The 17659-nt window shown below is 42.5% G+C and carries 11 protein-coding genes; 5 read left to right on the top strand and 6 right to left on the bottom strand.

Annotation, left to right across the window (positions count from 1 at the left end):
* Positions 1 to 8: 8 nt before the first annotated feature.
* The 3 genes from GD631_RS03935 (at position 9) to GD631_RS03925 (ending at position 3100) form a co-directional block, all read left to right on the top strand.
* Positions 9 to 1010, top strand: a complete 1002-nt coding sequence (locus tag GD631_RS03935) for a DUF5119 domain-containing protein (protein WP_223225871.1) — start codon at positions 9 to 11, stop codon at positions 1008 to 1010.
* 54 nt (positions 1011 to 1064) lie between these two features.
* Positions 1065 to 2039 carry a fimbrillin family protein gene (locus GD631_RS03930; protein ID WP_143258900.1) on the top strand — a complete coding sequence of 325 codons (975 nt, stop codon included), beginning with the start codon at positions 1065 to 1067 and terminating at the stop codon, positions 2037 to 2039.
* A gap of 221 nt (positions 2040 to 2260) precedes the next feature.
* Positions 2261 to 3100: a helix-turn-helix domain-containing protein gene (locus GD631_RS03925; protein ID WP_143258901.1), complete on the top strand. Its 840-nt coding sequence runs from the start codon at positions 2261 to 2263 to the stop codon at positions 3098 to 3100.
* 668 nt (positions 3101 to 3768) lie between these two features.
* Here GD631_RS03925 and GD631_RS03920 read toward each other — a convergent pair.
* The 6 genes from GD631_RS03920 to GD631_RS03895 all read right to left on the bottom strand — a co-directional run bounded on the left by GD631_RS03920 (position 3769) and on the right by GD631_RS03895 (position 12289).
* Positions 3769 to 4524: a succinate dehydrogenase/fumarate reductase iron-sulfur subunit gene (locus GD631_RS03920; protein WP_004298485.1), complete on the bottom strand. Its 756-nt coding sequence runs from the start codon at positions 4522 to 4524 to the stop codon at positions 3769 to 3771.
* Between the two features lie 36 nt (positions 4525 to 4560).
* A complete protein-coding gene (locus GD631_RS03915; protein ID WP_143258902.1) occupies positions 4561 to 6540 on the bottom strand; it encodes a fumarate reductase/succinate dehydrogenase flavoprotein subunit in 1980 nt (659 codons plus the stop codon).
* Positions 6541 to 6577: 37 nt separating this feature from the next.
* Positions 6578 to 7282, bottom strand: a complete 705-nt coding sequence (locus GD631_RS03910; RefSeq protein ID WP_004311073.1) for a succinate dehydrogenase/fumarate reductase cytochrome b subunit — start codon at positions 7280 to 7282, stop codon at positions 6578 to 6580.
* 211 nt (positions 7283 to 7493) lie between these two features.
* Positions 7494 to 8363, bottom strand: a complete 870-nt coding sequence (locus GD631_RS03905; protein ID WP_185911573.1) for a helix-turn-helix domain-containing protein — start codon at positions 8361 to 8363, stop codon at positions 7494 to 7496.
* A 639-nt stretch (positions 8364 to 9002) separates the two neighbouring features.
* The gene (locus GD631_RS03900; RefSeq protein ID WP_143258904.1) at positions 9003 to 9659 is read right to left on the bottom strand and encodes an HU family DNA-binding protein; all 657 of its coding nucleotides are present in this window, start codon (positions 9657 to 9659) and stop codon (positions 9003 to 9005) included.
* Positions 9660 to 9928: 269 nt separating this feature from the next.
* Positions 9929 to 12289 carry a glycoside hydrolase family 3 protein gene (locus GD631_RS03895; RefSeq protein ID WP_143258905.1) on the bottom strand — a complete coding sequence of 787 codons (2361 nt, stop codon included), beginning with the start codon at positions 12287 to 12289 and terminating at the stop codon, positions 9929 to 9931.
* Between the two features lie 239 nt (positions 12290 to 12528).
* On the opposite strand from GD631_RS03895, the gene GD631_RS03890 reads away from it, so the two are divergent.
* On the top strand, positions 12529 to 14094 hold the full coding sequence (locus GD631_RS03890; protein ID WP_143258906.1) for a glycoside hydrolase family 43 protein: 1566 nt from the start codon (positions 12529 to 12531) through the stop codon (positions 14092 to 14094).
* 451 nt (positions 14095 to 14545) lie between these two features.
* Positions 14546 to 17638 carry a SusC/RagA family TonB-linked outer membrane protein gene (locus tag GD631_RS03885; RefSeq protein ID WP_370511916.1) on the top strand — a complete coding sequence of 1031 codons (3093 nt, stop codon included), beginning with the start codon at positions 14546 to 14548 and terminating at the stop codon, positions 17636 to 17638.
* Positions 17639 to 17659: the final 21 nt, after the last annotated feature.

The following is a 17659-nucleotide window of genomic DNA, read 5'->3' as shown; positions in this document are numbered from 1 at the left end:
AGGGCGCAATGCGAAATACAAGATACGGGTTTCTTGTGCTTTTGTCCTCGCTGCTGATGTTAACTGGATGTAGCCGTCGCGATATATTGGATGATTATCCCGTAAGTGGGGTAGATATAAAGCTGGATTGGGATGGAGTGACAGATCAACTGCCGGAGGGAGTTCGGGTGATTTTTTATCCGAAGAACGGAGATGGCAGGAAAGTAGATAAATACCTTTCGGTACGAGGCGGAGAAATGAAAGTTCCTCCGGGACGGTATTCGGTAGTAGTCTACAATTATAACACGGAATCTATACGAATCAGGGGCGAAGAGTCCTATGAAACGATAGAAGCCTATACGGGAAACTGCAATGGTTTAGGGATTGAAGGAACGGAAAAGATGGTTTGGTCACCGGATTCATTGTATGTGTTGAATATAGATGAGCTGAAAATAGAGAAGAGTGAAGAAGTGCTTCGCTTAGACTGGAAGTTGGAATCTGTGGTGAAGAAATATTCTTTTGCAGTAGAGGCTAAAGGCTTGGAGTATGTTGCAACAGTGGTAGGAAGCATTGATGGATTATCCGATTGTTACTGTATAGGCAAAGGTCGTGGAGTATGTAGCTCACAACCTATCTACTTTGAGGTAAAGAAGGGAGATAATAAGGTAACGGCATTTTTCACCGCTTTCAAACAAGTAAAGGAAATGACAATGCCGACGCGAATGTCAACATCAGAGAGAGAAACTTCTAGTGAGAAAGGTGCTATAATATTAATATTGAAATTTATCAAAACAGATAATACAGTTCAGGAAGCAACAATTGATGTTACTGAAATAATAGGTACACTTGAAAATGCTGGAACAGGGGAAGATGGAAAGCCAACCCCACCACCGGAGATTGAGTTACCGCCTGATGATAAGATTGAGGTTGATAAGCCGGAAACACCACCGAATCCTGATGGAGGTGGAGGAATGGGCGGCAATGTTGATGGATGGGGACCCGAAGATAATGTTGAGTTACCCGTGGATTGAAATAGATGCTATAAACAAAATATAACAATATTATAAACTTTAAAAAATACAGTTATGAAGAAGATTTTATTGGCAGTTACAGCTGCTTTGGCAATTACAGGTTGCTCACAGAATGAAGAGTTTGACTCCCCTTCACAGAAAGCCGAAATTAATTTTAGTACAGCTGCTGTTACAAGAGCAACTGCTATGATTACTGATAATTTTAAGCAGTTTAAAGTGTATGGCTATGCGCATACAGGTGAATTTACTACTGAGACTGAAAGTAAAACTCTTCTTGAAGGAATTTTTAATAAGTCAGAAGACAAAAAATGGTCAGAGAAAGATAGCAATAAGTTTTACTGGCCATCCGAAGGTAATGTAACTTTCTTTGGATATAGCCCTGTAGCAGAAACAGGGACTACTTATACTGATCCAGAAAGTTCTAAAGGATATCCTACAATCGTTTATACAGTTAATGATGATATTGCTAGTCAATCAGATTTTTTGGTTGCTGATAAGACTGGTAATGGAACTACTAATGTGGATGGTATTTCTTTAGGATTTAAACATGCTCTGACCCAGATTGCATTTAAGTTGAAAGGGAGTGATTCAAATGTTAATTACACTGTTACAAAATTAGTTCTGAAAGGGATTAACAATGTTGGAACATATAAATGGGGAACGAATACATGGGAGTCTACAACTGGAACGAAAGATTATACGATTGATATGGTAAGTTCTGCTGCAACATTTGTCGGTGATGGTGCAGATGCTGTCGAATTGACAGGTGATGATAAAGTGCTGATGTTGATTCCTCAAGCTCCAAATAGTGCAAAAATAGAGGTTACATATACTGCTACTGATAAGACAACGAATATTGTGTATAATAATGCTCCTAAAGAAGTAAATGTACCGACTGACCAGTGGGAAGTGAGTCAAAGAATTGTTTTCACTATTGCTTTAACCCCTGGTAAGATCATGAATATTTCAGGTGAGGTTGTAAACAATGGTTGGGCTGATAAGGAGCCTCAACCGGATGATCTTAAGTAAATATAGATACTGTTCTTTCATATAGAGTTAAATAATTATATTAATAAAAAGCAGCATGAAGTATTCACTTTGTGCTGCTTTTGTATATAATATGGATTGTCTTATAATTGGTTCGTGATAGTAAAAGGTTTATTTTCACTTTTCTCTCTTTTTTTATGGCAATATGAAAGATTTCATATATTTTTGCTGGCAGCATAAACAAAAACAAACACAGTCAGCGTATGCCATCTATTTGTCAAGGAACCTGGGATTGTCAAATATGTCCAAAAGCGGTGAGTAATGCCATTACTCATGTGATTTATCAGCGTGGTTTTCATAAACCGGCTCAAAAGTGTGAAGAAAATCTTATCCTTTTTTTGATGAAGGGAGAAATACTGGTCAATAGTAAGGAATATGCGGGGACAATGCTTAAGGAAGGTGAATTTATCCTTCAGGCTATTGGTTCTATGTTTGAGATGCTTGCTATGACTGAATGTGAGTGTATTTATTATCGTTTTATCCAGCCCGAACTGTTTTGTGATTTCCGTTTCAATCATATCATGAAGGAAGTATCTCCTCCACTTATTTATACTCCATTAAAAATAATTCCAGAACTGCAATATTTCCTCAATGGGTCTATCACTTATCTGAAAGGGGATAAAGTCTGTCGGGATTTGCTATCTCTGAAACGAAAAGAATTGGCGTTTGTATTGGGATACTATTATTCCGATTATGATCTTTCGAGCTTGGTGCATCCACTCTCTAAATATGTAAACAGTTTCCAATATTTCGTTATTCAAAACTATAAGAAAGTAAAGACAGTGGAAGAACTGGCACAATTGGGTGGATATACTCTTAGTACATTCCGTCGTATCTTCAATAACGTCTTTCATGAACCTGTTTATGAATGGATGCTGGCGAGACGTAAAGAGGGCATTTTGGACGACTTGAACAACTCTAAATGTAGCATCTCGGAGATATGCTATAAATATGGTTTTGAATCTTTACCCCATTTTTCTAATTTCTGCAAGAAATCTTTTGGTGTCTCTCCACGTAATTTACGTAGGCAAGACATTTCATAAATGCAACTATGTAAGATAATTGCGGTTCACCGGTTTCACCCAATTCTCTAAATGCCGATGAATAAGGTAACAGCGGGTGAAAGCAAGGGAGAAATTCAGGTGAAACTGAACCTTCCCGGTTTCACCTATTGAGTTTATTCATACCGACTGTTGGACATATAGCTCCAAGGTGTTGGATATATAGCTCTAAGGTGTTGGATATATAGCTCTAAGGTGTTGGATATATAGCTCCAAGATGCTGGATATATAGATGCAACAACTCAAGTATTAACACATGAGAACTAAGGTGTTAAGACCTGGCGGCCAAAGTACTACATCCGCACAGTTCACTCATTAACACCTGAAAGCGGATTTGCTATAAGCATATCCGGATTAGCTATAATGATAATTGCTTTAGCTCAAGGGATATTTTAATAAGACAGGTGAAAGCGGTAACGAATGATTTTACCTTATTTCAATCCTCGCTTTCACCCGTAATTTTCTCATTCATAACAGTTTTGGCTATATGGTGAAATCGGTGAAACTTATGAATTAAAAGTTCATGTTACTGATCCGTATTAATAATAATTGTGATCTACTCATATATAAAGAAATCCCCTGTCGAACTAGCCGGCAGGGGATTCTGTCATTAATCAAATTAAGCTCTCACTATTGAAATTTAGCAATTTCTAGTCTTTTAATTTTGCGATGATGAAGTCGCGGTTCAAGCGAGCGATGTTGCTGATAGAAATGTTCTTCGGACATTCAGCCTCACAAGCACGAGTGTTTGTACAGTTACCGAAGCCCAGTTCGTCCATCTTTGACAACATAGCTTTTGCACGACGCAAAGCTTCCGGTTTACCTTGCGGTAGCAAGTTCAACTGGCTAACTTTTGCAGAAACGAACAACATAGCAGAACCATTTTTACATGCAGCTACACAAGCACCACAACCGATACAAGAAGCAGCATCCATAGCTTCGTCAGCGATAGGTTTCGCAATCAGGATAGCGTTAGCATCCTGCGGAGCACCTGTGCGTACGCTTACGTAACCACCAGCTTGCATAATCTTGTCATAAGCAGTACGGTCTACCATCAAGTCCTTGATGACAGGGAAACCGGCCGAACGCCAAGGTTCAACAGTGATGGTGTCACCATCGTTGAAACGACGCATGTAAATCTGGCAAGTAGTAGCACCTGTCGCAGGACCGTGCGGGTGTCCGTTGATGTAAAGAGAACACATACCGCAGATACCTTCGCGGCAGTCATGATCGAATACTACCGGTTCTTTTCTTTCGCTGATGAGCTGTTCGTTCAGAATATCCAGCATTTCGAGGAAGGAAGTATCGCCGGGGATATCTTTCATTTGGTAGGTTTCAAAAGCACCTTTAGCTTTCGGACCAGCTTGGCGCCATACCTTCAGTGTAAATGATATATTTTTATCCATTTTCTTCTAATTCTTTTAAATGTTTAACTTCACCGATTAGCTCTTGTAGTTACGAGTCTGAACCTTGATAGCTTCGTATACCAGTGGTTCTTTGTACAACACCGGAGCTTTTTCATCGTCACCTTGATATTCCCAGCATGCTACATAGAAGAAGTTTTCGTCATCACGTTTTGCTTCTCCTTCTTCAGTCTGGTATTCTTCACGGAAGTGACCACCACAACTTTCGTTACGGTTCAATGCATCGTAAGCAACAAGCTCACCCATAGTGATGAAGTCGTACAGACGGATTGCTTTGTCAAGCTCTACGTTCATACCTTCTTTAGAACCGGGGATAAACAAGTTCGTTTCGAATTCCTTGCGGATTTCTTTCAGTTCGGCGATACCTTTTTTCAAGCCTTCTGCCGTACGTCCCATACCTACATATTCCCACATGACATGACCCAGTTTCTTGTGGATAGAATCAACTGATTCTTTACCCTGGATGCTCATGAATTTGTCAATCTTAGCTTGAACAGCTTTTTCTGCTTCTGCAAATTCAGGAAGATCGGTAGAGAAACGAGGAACAGTGATCTGGTCTGCCAGATAGTTCTGGATGGTGTAAGGCAATACGAAGTAACCGTCAGCCAAACCTTGCATCAATGCAGAAGCACCGAGGCGGTTTGCGCCATGGTCGGAGAAGTTACATTCACCGATAGCGAACAGACCCTTGATAGTGGTTTGCAGTTCGTAGTCTACCCAGATACCACCCATTGTATAGTGGATAGCCGGATAAATCATCATCGGGTTATAATATTTTACGCCATTAATTTCTTTTGCCAGTTCTCCCGGATTAACGTCAGTGATTTCCTCATACATATCGAAGAGGTTGCCATAACGTTGAAGAACGATGTCGATACCCAAGCGGTTGATAGCTTCAGAGAAGTCGAGGAATACGGCTAAACCGGTGTTGTTTACACCGAAACCTGCGTCGCAACGTTCTTTGGCAGCACGGCTGGCAACGTCACGCGGAACCAGGTTACCGAATGCCGGATAGCGGCGTTCCAAGTAATAGTCGCGGTCTTCTTCCGGAATATCACTTCCTTTGATTTCGCCTTTTTGGAGTTTTACGGCATCTTCTTTCTTCTTCGGAACCCAGATACGACCGTCGTTACGGAGAGATTCAGACATCAAAGTCAGCTTAGACTGTTTGTCACCGTGTACCGGGATACAAGTCGGGTGAATCTGAACGTATGCAGGATTTGCGAATACAGCACCCTTGCGGTAGCAAGAGATAGCAGCTGTACAGTTACAACCCATAGCGTTAGTAGACAGGAAGTAAGCGTTACCATAACCACCGGTAGCGATGACTACAGCGTGAGCGGCGAAACGTTCCAACTTACCTGTTACAAGATTTTTTGCGATGATACCGCGGGCACGTCCGTCAACGATGACAACATCCTGCATTTCATAGCGGGTGTACAGTTTAACAGTACCTACGTTTACCTGACGGCTCAATGCAGAGTAAGCACCCAGCAGTAACTGTTGACCTGTCTGGCCTTTAGCGTAGAAAGTACGGGATACCTGTGCGCCACCGAAAGAACGGTTATCCAGCGTACCACCATATTCGCGAGCGAAAGGAACACCTTGCGCTACACATTGGTCGATGATAGCGTTGGATACTTCAGCCAAACGATATACGTTTGCTTCACGGGCACGATAGTCGCCACCTTTCACTGTATCGTAGAACAGACGGTAAACCGAGTCACCATCATTTTGATAATTCTTTGCAGCATTGATACCACCCTGTGCAGCGATAGAGTGTGCACGACGGGGAGAATCCTGAATACAGAAATTGAATACTCTGAAACCCATTTCACCAAGTGAAGCAGCGGCAGAAGCACCTGCCAGACCCGTACCCACAACGATGATGTCCAAACGACGTTTATTAGCGGGATTCACCAATTTCTGGTGAGCTTTATAGTTGGTCCATTTCTCAGCCACCGGGCCTTCTGGAATTTTTGAATCTATCTTGATCATAATATTATTTACAATTTAATCATTTACAATTTACTATTTAGCAAGCACCGCCACAAATCAGTGTTTTCACGAAGAATACCACTACTACCAGTGCGAAACCGAGTACAACAATCGTAGAATAGATGTTAGAAATGCATTTCCAACGATTGATCCATACTTTGTTGTTCCATCCCAGTGATTGCATAGAGCTCCAGAAACCGTGAGTCAGGTGGAACCACAAAGCAAACAGCCAAACGAGGTAAAGAACTACGTAAACCGGGCAAGAGAAAGTCTGCTGGATGTGATAAGCACCGTTAGCGGCATAAGCCAGCGTCAGTGTATCAGCGTGCATGCCCATGTTGTGCATCAGTTCCGGCAACTGCATTTTTGCCCAGAAGTTGAAGAGGTGCAAACCAAGACCTACAATAACGATCAGACCCAGCACCAACATGTTTTGAGATGCCCATTCTACAGTTTTTGGTTTGTCAACCACTGCATAGCGTTCGCTACCACGCGCTTTGCGATTCTGCATGGTCAGCCAGAATGCGTAGATAATGTGAATAACGAAAAGAGCAGCCAGTCCTGCGGTAGCCACTAATGCATACCAGTTTGCTCCCAGGAACTCACAAATCATGTTGTAACCATCAGCCGAGATGATCGCAACCAAGTTCATCGCCATGTGAAATGTTAGAAACAGGACAAGGGCGATACCGGTAACGCTCATCACCACTTTCCTTCCTACAGATGAATTACTTAACCACATAAATGATTGAATTTAAATTATTTAATTGTTAGAACTAAAATTTCGACGTTTTACACCTCTTACGGACTGCAAAAATAGGGGAAATAGATTGATTGAGCAAGGAATTAAAGAAATAATTCTTTAATAATGGATCAATACGCTAATGTGTCAATATACCAGCCTGTATGCGTGCATGGTGCAACTGATTGGCACATTCGTAGGATGGGGCTGTTTATTGTATCTTTCCGATTTTCTCACCGCCGGCTGCTTTTTTGCGTAAAGCGCGTGGGGTATCGCCAAAAGAGTCTTTACAGAAGTGTGCGAAATGCGACAGGGAGTCGAATCCGTATTTGTTACAGATTTCGGTGATTCGCATTTTGGTGTGTTGCAGGTCTTCCAAGATTCCTTCTCGTTTCTTTTCCAGTATCCATTCGTATACGGGCACACCATAGAGGTTTTTGAAAAGTCGGCGGAAAGTAGTGGTCGTATATCCTCCCAGATGTGCAAATTCTTCTACGTTCTTCACGTTGCTGTAATTCTGCATGACGAAATAGTGGAAACTTTCCGTATACGTGCTGATTGGATAGAAGAATGAACCTAGCTGGGGCAGCGGATAGAAGTTGGTAATCAAGAAAACCAATTCTTTGCATTTTAAGTCGATATACTTGCTGCAAGGGTTTTCTTCAGCGAGGAATTCGGGCATACTGGTGACAAGGTGGTAAAGTCTTTCACTCATAATCAGTGGAGTGTAGGTCAAAGGAGCTTCCGCCTGTTCCATCATTTCTTTATACCGGTCTTCGCAGAGCAGAGGCAGTTCGTTGAACCAGTAGACAACGTATTCAACATCTGTCAGTGCCAGTATTTCGACCTTGGAGCCAATAGCTTGCAAAACAATTTGTCTTTCGCGTAACGTTATTCCGGGATGCTCTTCGCTATTGATAAGTAATTCGCCCTTTATCATAAAAAGCATACAATTCTGTGTACACTTATCCTTGGGGATATGCTCTCCTTTAGGTAAGTTTCTATATATAAGGATATTCTCAACACTTTTGGGACATCCTGTACAGTTGGTATATTGTATGCAAAATGAATCTTTTGGCATGAGTCTTATGCGTGATTTATTATCTTGACGGAACAAAGATAGGTTTTTTTTGCGGAAAATGGAACTCTTTCTTTTATTTATGTTTTAGTAGAAACCTTTGTATGGCGGTCTTTAAATGTAGTGGAATGAATTTATAACTAAATATTGCAACTTTATTATGAAAAACAAAAAGGTCTTATTAAACATGGCCGGTAAGATTATTTTCATATTATCAGGAAAGGTTGTTCGCTGTCTTGCTGCTTTCGATGAAAGTAGGGTCGTGGTATTTTGGGCATCCGCAATTTTAAAGAAGGTATTATCTTTGCCGTTGATAAAAAATTAGGTAACGAATATGAAACTATCATGAAATATGTAACCCCAACCAGATAAGCCATCTGTCCGATGATGAAATAGAAAAACAGCCAATTTCGCACCTCCATAGCCCCACTTCAGTGCTGTCGAGAGATATAACAGATATGCTTTATCAAAACAGCATTATAAAAATATGTCCCGAAACCGATTTAGAGTGTTTTACTGATATAGATAATGAGAGATACCTCGCCGCAAGGTGTCTCTCATTTATGATCAGGAATACCATTTTGCTGACGTCAGCAAAATGTTCGGTAGTGCCTTCTTGGGTACTTTGTCATACTCTTTACTTTATTGCTGTATAGTATTTGCTTCATCCTCTTTTATCTCTGCTTTGCCATAATATCCCGGCATCGGCACGTAAATCGGATTATAATAAGTATTGATATTCTTCAACTTTTTCTCCTCTTCCTTCAGCCGTTTGATTTGTCGTGCGGCAGTGGTAGAGGTAAATCCGCATAACCCTTGAAAGTCACGACGGGTTAATACAGGGTTACTCTTGAAATAGTCTGTCAGTAGTTTGTCTATTTCATCATTTGAGTGGGAGGCAGAATGGCATCTTAGTTTGCTTCGTTCCATATGAACAACACTGACAGATCTTTTCAATTTAGCGTCTGCTTTGAAACTGATGTTGGCTTTGAGTTTCATCTGATTCACTTTTAGTTTGGGCGAAGTGATGGGTTCTTTGCTGTTCAGTTTTACTTGAAAATAACCGATGCCATCCAGATGGACACTTTCTCCTTCCCGGAGACGATCTCCCATAAAATGACTTAGAGATTCGAGGACTGACTTCACATCTCCCTCAGTCAGAGAGGTGGCTATCTGGATTTCTTTTGCCAGATAGTCTGTGTTAATGTGTTGGAAGTTGACTACACGTGCGTGATACACTTCTTTACCTTCCTCGTCCTTCGGGCGGGGAGTCTTGTACAATTCAAATTGTATTGCCATTATTTATTTGTTTTCGCGCCTTTTTCATTGGCATGCGGAAACACGTAATTAAAAAAGATAGTTATGAGTAATCTTGCATTTGCAATGGTGTAGACTTTGGATAATGGTGAATAGCGGTGATAGGTTCAGAAACAACCTATCACCGCCGGAAACCTTGATGAATAAGGATTTTGATTACTGGCGGTGATAGGCGATAGAGGAATGTGTATTTTTATATAGGAAGAAGATTCTATATGAAGATGTTTATATAGAAATATATAAAAAGAGGTTTAGTTGTGGAGCGTATTCTTATTCGGAGTATTCCACACCTTCGTCTGATTACATACGATATCTATCCATTGGTCACCACATTTAATCTTGAAATCTCCTTTTTCCAGTCTCCATTTACTGTCATATCCGACAAATGCCAGATCGCTTCCTTTCAGTTTCAGCGTAACAGTCTTTGTTTCTCCCGGCTTCAGAGATACCTTTTCGAAGTTTCGTAAACGAATATTGTCCGGTGTACTGCTTGCTACTAAGTCCTTAGAGAACAATAACACACTCTCTTTTCCGGCAACTCTGCCCGTGTTGGTTACGTCAACTGTGAATATCAATTCATCGTCAGCATTAAAAGTAGGTTTATTTACTTTTAAATTGCTGTACTTATAATTAGTATAACTTAATCCGAAACCGAACGGCCATTGAATATCCATCACCGAGTCGTAATTGTAGTTACCTCCCATTTGCCCCATGTTTTCGCAAGGCTTGTAGTCATAAGTCGCCAAGGCATTGATTAGTCGGGGATAGGTGAACGGCATTTTTCCACTGAAGTTTGCGTCGCCTGCCAATAGGTTAGCAAGTGCGTCGCCACCGTAATTGCTTGGCAACATGATGTTGACAACCGCTTTAGCCAAAGGCTCTATATCGTTGATAATGCGCGGACGTCCCTGATTCAGAATCAGGACAATAGGTTTGCCCGTACCAGCCAAAGCTTTTACCAGATTTCGTTGGTTTTCCGATAATGTAAGATCAGTCAGGTTGCCCGGGGTTTCGCAATAAGAGTTTTCGCCGATGCAGGCGATGATTATATCCGCTTGTGCTGCCGCTGCCACCGGTTTCTCAATTTCCGGTTTGTTCTCTTCCCACCAGTTATCGTTCTTATAAGGGGCGTAGGTCACTCCCGGTTCATAGATAATATTCTCTTTTCCATATTTCTCATACAAAGCCTCGTAGATGGTATGATATGCTTGTGCATATTCATCGGCAACGTGTCCTTGCCAACTATACGACCATCCGCCATTCAGACAACGCATCGAGTTTGCGTTCGGTCCGGTCAGAAGAATCTTTTTACCTTTCGCTATCGGCAGGATATTTCCATCATTCTTCAGTAACACTTCCGATTCTTCGGCAGCCTGCAGAGCAACAGCTGCAAATTCCTTAGAACCGAACTTGTCATACTTCTTAATGTCCCAATACGGATGGTCGAACAATCCCAGGCGATATTTCAGACGCAACACACGGGCTACTGCGTCGTCGATGCGTTCCATCGATACCTCTCCTTCTTCAACCAACTCTTTCAGATAATCGCAGAAACTCACTTCATAAGGAACCATCGACATGTCGATACCGGCATTGATGGCAATCTTGACAGCCTCTTTCTTGGTGGCAGCGATGTGATCCCGGGTACAAAGGTTGTTGATATCTGCCCAGTCTGTCACAATCAGTCCGTCCCAGTTCAAGTCTTTTTTCAGCCATTCGGTCAGCAACTCACGGTTGGCGTGAAAAGGCAGTCCGTTGTCAACACCGGAGTTTACCATTACGCTCAATGCACCCTGACGTACAGCGGCAAGGAAAGGTGCGAAATGTTTTTCACGCATATCACTGCGTGAGATGGAAGATGGAGTACGGTCTTTACCGGAAACAGGTACACCGTAACCCATATAATGCTTCATGCATGCAGCTACATTGTATTCTCCGATACGGTTCGGGTCTTCTCCCTGAAAACCTTTCACGGCCGATACGCCCATTTCTGCATTTACATAACAATCTTCACCATAGTTCTCCCACATACGTGCCCAGCGCGGGTCTCGGCCTAAGTCGACTACCGGAGCGAACGTCCAGGGGATGCAGCCGGCTTTCGTTTCATAAGCGGAGATTTCGGCACCTCTTCTGGTTAGCTCGCGGTTGAAGGTGGCTCCCATGTTGATGCCTTGCGGAAACATCGTTCCGTCCAATGTGTAGGTTGTTCCATGAATCTGATCTACCCCATAGATGCACGGGATGCCGATTTCTTTCATAGACTTCTCCTGTATCTGTTTGATGGCTTCCGCCCACTTTTCCTTTTTCTGTGCTACCCCTAAAGGAACATTCAACAGGGAACCTACTTTATATTTGCCGATAACTGTGTCGAGCATTGCCTCGCTAAGACGGAATCCCTTTTTGCGACTGGTTTCAAGATCAGAAACCACATCAATGGTGATTTCACACATCTGACCGATCTTTTGTTCGAGAGTCATTTTTTGAAGCCATTCCCGGATGTTAGCTTCAATAGCCGGATCAGACGGGATGGCAGGAGAGGTTGTCTGTGCATGGGGCGCAAGACAAGTACCGGCAAAGGCTGATACTAATACCATTTTCTTAATGTTTTTCATGAGTTGATATTTTTGAATTTGAGAGTTTATATCCTGCACAAATGTATAAAGATTTGCACTTTCCTGAAAGAGTCTAATAAGATTGGAAACAAATGATGCGTTAAAGGGAAACATTCTGTGCGTATGGGTAAAACATTTGGCAGACCGAGTGTGAACGAAATACCATGTCTTCTTGGAGAAAAACATCTACTTTTGTACCGTTGGCCGACAGAAGATGTTTAACTCTTAAATTATATAATATGCGAAACGCTTTATTCCTTATTTTCATCTCGCTTTGTTCGGTATGCAAGTCGTCGGCTCAAGGTTACAGCAATCCTGTAATCCCCGGTTTCCATCCTGATCCTAGTGTTTGCAAGGCAGGAGATGATTATTATTTAGTCAACAGCAGTTTTCAATATTTCCCCGGTGTACCTTTATTTCATAGCAAAGATCTTGTGCATTGGGAGCAGATAGGAAACTGTCTGACCCGTCCTTCTCAGCTTGATCTGACTAACGCCAATTCGGGAAGCGGTATTTTTGCTCCTACCATTCGTTATAATGATGGAGTGTTTTACATGATTACCACTAATGTCTCCGGTAGGGGAAATTTCCTGGTACATACTACTGATCCCCGTAGTGAATGGTCGGAACCAGTCTGGCTCGAACAAGGAGGTATCGATCCTTCGCTTTATTTTGAAGATGGCAAATGTTTTATGGTCAGCAATCCGGATGGGTACATCAACCTGTGTGAGATTGATCCCATGACAGGCAAACAGCTTTCTTCTTCCAAAAGAATATGGAACGGTACCGGAGGCAGATATGCCGAAGGTCCACATATTTATAAGAAAGACGGCTGGTACTATCTGCTGATTTCAGAGGGTGGTACGGAATTGGGACATAAAGTAACCATTGCCCGCAGTCGTTACATAGACGGTCCTTATCAGGGAAATCCGGCAAATCCTATTTTGACCCATGCCAATGAGTCGGGACAATCCAGCCCGATTCAGGGAACGGGGCACGCCGACCTGGTGGAAGGTACTGATGGTTCTTGGTGGATGGTTTGTCTGGCGTACAGAGTGATGCCGGGTACGCATCATACGTTAGGTCGTGAAACCTATCTGGCTCCGGTGCGTTGGGATAAGGACGCCTGGCCTGTAGTCAATGGCAATGGAACTATTTCTTTGGAGATGGATGTAGCCACTCTGCCTCAACAGAAAATGAAAGATAGACCGGAGCGGATAGACTTTAGAGAAGGAAAACTCTCTCCCGAATGGATTCATTTGCAAAACCCGGAGGCGAAGAATTATACTTTTACCAAAGATGGCAAGCTTCGTTTGATAGCGGCTCCCGTTACGTTAAGCGACTGGAAAAGCCCTACTTTTGTCGCTTTGCGGCAAGAGCATTTTGATATGGAAGCATCCGCTCCGGTAGTCTTGCAGAAAGCGGGAGTGAATGATGAGGCGGGACTTTCTGTCTTTATGGAGTTTCATTCTCACTATGATTTATTTGTTCGCCAGGATAAGGATCGGAAACGTTCTGTTGGCTTTAGATACAAATTGGGAGAGATTACCCATTATGCCAAAGAGGTTTCCTTGCCGGCCAATGGTGAAGTAGAACTGATGGTGAAGTCGGATATCAATTACTATTATTTCGGTTATAAACTGAATGGAATATATCATGATTTGGGTAAGATGAATACTCGTTATCTAAGCACTGAAACAGTAGGTGGATTTACTGGAGTCGTCTTGGGACTTTATGCTACATCGGCTTCTAAAGAATCAAAGATGTACGCTGATTTTGAGTGCTTTAAATATAAAGGGAAATAGAGAGAAAACAAATGAATCCCCTTTATAAAACAAATTCACCCCATCGTTTCCAAAATGCTCCCTATATGAATAACATTACAGAGGTGAAGTTACATGCCGAATACATAATTTTGTGACATAGAAACAAATATATTTTGATCAGGCAGGGTTAACGGTGTTAAATTTAATCTAATAGTATAGAAGAATATGGAAAAACAGTCATTTAGTGATGGAATATTTAGTCCATCGGGTATTAAACAAGTCGTATTTGTGCTGGTGTTATTGACTACCTCTTTGATATCCTGATACAGGGTGCAAGGAACGGGAAAAAAGACATCGTGTCTGCGGTTTTTTTGTCATGTGTTTTAAATCAACTATTAAATAATATACCATGAGTAAACACTTTTTTAGAAAATGCACATTCGTGCATCTCTTTAGCTTTACGGTAATCATTCTATTATGTTTGCCGATAATGGCTGTGAAGGCTGCTCCTTCACAAACTTCAACTGTCAGTGGTGTAGTTATCTCGGCTACTGATGAGCTACCTCTGGTGGGGGTCAGTGTCTTGGTGAAAGAGACAGCTAATGGAACGATAACCGATATGGACGGAAACTTTAAGCTGAATGTGGTGTCCGGCCAGACTTTAGTCTTCTCTTATATAGGGTACGTTACGCAGGAAATCGTTGTGACGGGTCAGAAGTCGCTTAATGTAATATTAAAGGAGGATACCGAAGTCCTTGATGAAGTAGTGGTGGTAGGTTATGGTGTGCAGAAAAAGAAACTGGTGACCGGTGCAACGGTGCAGGTGAAGGGTGAGAGTCTTGCCAAGATGAACACCAATAGCCCTTTGCAAGGTATGCAAGGACAGACACCCGGGGTGAATATCTCTTCCACTTCCGGTCAGCCGGGCTCGGACATGAAAGTTAGTATTCGTGGTCTGGGTACTGTCGGAAATTCCAGTCCGCTGTATCTTATTGATGGTGTGGGAGGTGATATTTCCACCTTGAATCCTGCCGATATAGAAAGTATCGATATATTAAAGGATGCAGCTTCGGCAGCTATTTATGGTGCTCAGGCTGCCAATGGTGTAGTGTTGATTACCACAAAATCGGGCAAGGAAGGAAAGGCGCAGATTTCTTTTGATGCCTATTACGGTGTGCAGACTGTGGCCCGTAAGATGGATATGCTGAACGCGAAAGAATACATGACCATTATGGACGAGCAGGCGGTTAATTCAGGAAATACGCCTTACAACTGGAGTTCGTTCCGGAGTATTTATGATGCCAATGGAAATGTACACGACACCGACTGGGTAGACTCGATGTTTAAAGACAATGCCAGGACGCAGAGTTATACATTCGGCATCACCGGAGGCTCGAAGACTTCCACCTATGCTTTATCGTTGGGATATATGAGTCAGGAAGGAGTAGTGGGCGGTAAGGACGTTTCAAACTATGAACGTTACAACTTCCGCATCAATTCCGAGCATAAGATATTCAAGGACTCGGATCTGCTGAAAGTGGGCGAACAGGTAAGCTTCGTCTACAAGATGAACAATGGTATTTCAGTATCCGACCAATATAACAATACTTTGCGCGGTGCATTTGCCACTTCACCGCTTGCTCCAATCTATAGCGACAACAATGCTTATGATTCTTCTTATAACGATACATCGAACTCTGATTGGTATAACGGTGACGGCAATCCTTACGGTTTGATGATGACCAACAGCAACAACGAGAACAAGACGGCCACATTCTCCGGCAATGTATATGCCGAACTGCAACCGGTCAGGAACTTGAAGTTGAGGAGCGTATTCGGAGCAGTGTACGGTTCTTCGGAATATCGTAGTTTCAATCCGCTTTATCGATTCTCAATTTATACTTATAATACGACCCGTACAACAGCCACACAGAATATGAATCATTCTTTAGGAATGACTTGGACTAATACGGCAGCTTATGACTGGACATGTGGCAGACATGCATTCAATGCTTTAGTCGGAATGGAAGTATATCGCTATTCCGGTACTTATCTGCAGGCCAGAACCGGAGCATTGAGAGAAGGCTTTGACGATTGGGATCATGCCTATGCAGGTAATGGTACAGCTTCGAGCGCCGACGACGGAATGTCTGTCGATGGATATCCGCATGATGAAAGTCGCTCCGTTTCTTACTTTGGACGTTTCGGATGGAACTGGAAGGAAACCTATATGTTGAATGCTACCTTACGTGCTGATGGTTCATCGAAGTTTGCACGTGGCAACCGTTACGGTATATTTCCATCTATATCTGCGGGATGGACTCTCTCAAATGAAAAGTTCATGCAGAATACTCAGAATTGGCTTGATTATCTGAAGTTGCGTGCTAGTTGGGGGCAAGTCGGTAATCAGAACATCGATAATTACCAGTATACAGCTCCTATCACCTCTTCCAATACCCATTACATTTTCGGAACAGTCGATGGCGCTCCGGCACAGGCCGGTTACTGGGGTGCATATCCCAGCCGTCTGGCCAATGAGAGCGTAACTTGGGAGACTTCGGAACAGACTAATATAGGCATTGATGCACGTTTCTTAAAAAGCCGTTTGAGTTTGACCGCCGATTTCTATATCAAGACAACCAAAGATTGGCTGGTGGAAGCTCCTATTCTGGCTACGGCAGGAACGGGTGCACCTTTTATCAATGGCGGCGATGTGAAGAATACAGGTGTTGAACTGGCTTTAACCTGGAATGACCGAGCAGGTAAGGACTTCAATTATAATATTGGTGTGAACGGTGCATATAACAAGAATAAGGTAGGGAATATTCCTACTGAAGATGGTATCATTCACGGCAAAATCAATATGTTGTATGATAATACACCGGAGTTCTACCGTGCACAGGACGGTCATGCTATCGGTTACTTTTGGGGATACGAAACTGCCGGTATCTTCCAAAACAAAGAACAGATTGCCAACTGGAATGCCGATGGAAAGCATGGCATCCTGCAGGCCGGTGCACAAGCGGGTGACGTTATCTACGTAGACCAGAACCAGGATGGAATTATCGATGATAATGATAAGGTGGATTTGGGCAACGGCACTCCCGATTTTACCTATGGATTCAATGTCGGATTTAACTACAAGAACTTTGATTTTTCACTGGTAGCCTATGGAGCCGCTGGCAATCAGATTGTACAGTCATACCGTAATTATGCCAATAGCAAGGCTAACTATACGACTGCCATTCTGAATCGCTGGACTGGAGAAGGAACCTCCAACCGGATGCCTCGTGTGACGGATACTAATATCAACTGGCAATTCTCCGACCTCTACCTGCAAGACGGTGACTATCTGCGTATCAGCAACATTACCTTGGGCTACGATTTTGCCAAGCTGATCAAACTCAAAGCTATCAGTCAGGCCCGTTTGTATGTTCAGGTACAGAATGCGTTTACTTTCACCAAATACGATGGCATGGATCCCGAAATTGGTTACGGAACATCCGACTGGGTATCGGGTATTGACCTGGGGTATTATCCTCGTCCACGTACATTCCTCGTTGGAGTCAATCTGAAGTTCTAATTTATAACCTTAAAAAAATCA

The organism is Bacteroides luhongzhouii (assembly GCF_009193295.2).
GTDB lineage: Bacteria > Bacteroidota > Bacteroidia > Bacteroidales > Bacteroidaceae > Bacteroides > Bacteroides luhongzhouii.
Note: the sequence above shows the minus strand (reverse complement) of the source record. Positions and strands in the feature narration are given on the sequence as shown.